Annotated in this window: 1 protein-coding gene; it reads left to right on the top strand. The window is 71.5% G+C overall.

Annotated features, from left to right (window positions below; translation table 11 throughout):
- Positions 1-228 precede the first annotated feature (228 nt).
- Entirely contained in the window at positions 229-1,443 is a 1,215-nt protein-coding gene (locus tag ACIQOW_RS39670; protein ID WP_401092857.1) for an IS110 family transposase, read from the top strand.
- The last annotated feature ends 18 nt before the right edge of the window (positions 1,444-1,461 follow it).

Consider the following 1,461-nt stretch of genomic DNA (forward strand, 5'->3'; position numbering starts at 1 on the left):
CCACTGACATTGATGCTGATACTCAGGTTCCGGTGGTCGTGGCTCTCCCACTGACTGACGCCCTGCTGGGCTGTCTTCGGGTTGTTCTGTCCGGCCGCCGGGACCTGTTCTCATGGCTCCGGCCGGGCGGAACATGACCTGATAGGAGCTTGGTCGAGAAGCCCCTTCAATGTCCTGTCTGCGCCACCCGGCCGGCGCCAACCTCCGGCTAAGGAAGGCATCACCAGCATGACATCAGCGGTCGCCGAGGACACAGCGGGCCAGGACGTCTTCGGCGGGGTCGACTCCCACACCGACACCATCCACGTCGCGGTCGTCAGCGACAACGGCGGCCACCTCGCGGACGCCGAGTTCCCCACCACCGCGGCCGGATACGCCGCCGCCCTGGCCTTCCTGAACGCCCACGGCCACGTCCTGGCCATCGGCGTGGAGGGCACATCGTCCTACGGGACCGGCTTCACCCGAGAAGCCCGCGCGTGCGGGCACCGGGTCGTCGAGGTCAACCGCCCCGACCGGGCCGAGCGCCGCCGCATCGGCAAGTCCGACCCCATCGACGCCTACGCCGCCGCCCGCGCCGCCCTGTCCGGACGGGCCTCCGGCGCGCCCAAGGACGACACCGTCGCCGGCATACGCGCCCTGCACAACGCAGCCCGCTCCGCCGTCAAGGCCCGCACCGCCGCCCTGAACCAGACCGGGCAGATCCTGATCACCGCGCCCGAGGCGATCCGCGCCAAGTACGGGCGGCTCACGGCAAAGGAGCGGACCGACGCCCTGGCCCGGGTGCGGCCCGCCGGGGACGCCGTCCACGTCGCGGTCCTGACCGCGCTCAAGAGCCTCGCCCGGCGCGTCAAGGAACTCACCGCCGAGCACGAGGCCCTCACCAAGGCCCTGGACGCCGAGGTCACCGCCCACAACCCCGGCCTGCGGGCCGCCTACGGCGTCGGCCCCGACACCGCCGCCCAGCTGCTGGTCACCGCCGGAGGCAACCCCGAACGCATGCGCACCGAGGCGGCCTTCGCCGCGCTCTGCGGAGCCGCACCGGTCCCCGCCTCCAGCGGCCGGACCAACCGGCACCGCCTCTCACGAGGCGGCGACAGGGCCGCCAACGCCGCCCTCTACCGGATCGCCCTCTGCCGGATGTCCAGCGACTCCCGCACCCGCGAATACGTGGCACGGCAGACCGCCGCCGGCCGGACGAAGAAGGAGATCATCCGGCTCCTGAAACGGGCCATCGCCCGGGAGATGTTCCGTTGCCTGACCACGACCGTCGCAGTCCCGGGCATCGCCGACCTACGGCCGCTCCGGCAGTCCAGGAACATCACCCTCACCGCCGTCGCCAACCACTTCGGTGTCTGGCCCGCCACCATCTCCACCCTCGAACGCGGAATCCGCCGAGACGACGACCTCGCCAACGCCTACCGCGACTGGCTCACCGCCGCTTGACAGCCCATAGGAGCATCA

Origin of the sequence: Kitasatospora sp. NPDC091335 (assembly GCF_044757205.1) — a bacterium.
Taxonomy (GTDB): domain Bacteria; phylum Actinomycetota; class Actinomycetes; order Streptomycetales; family Streptomycetaceae; genus Kitasatospora.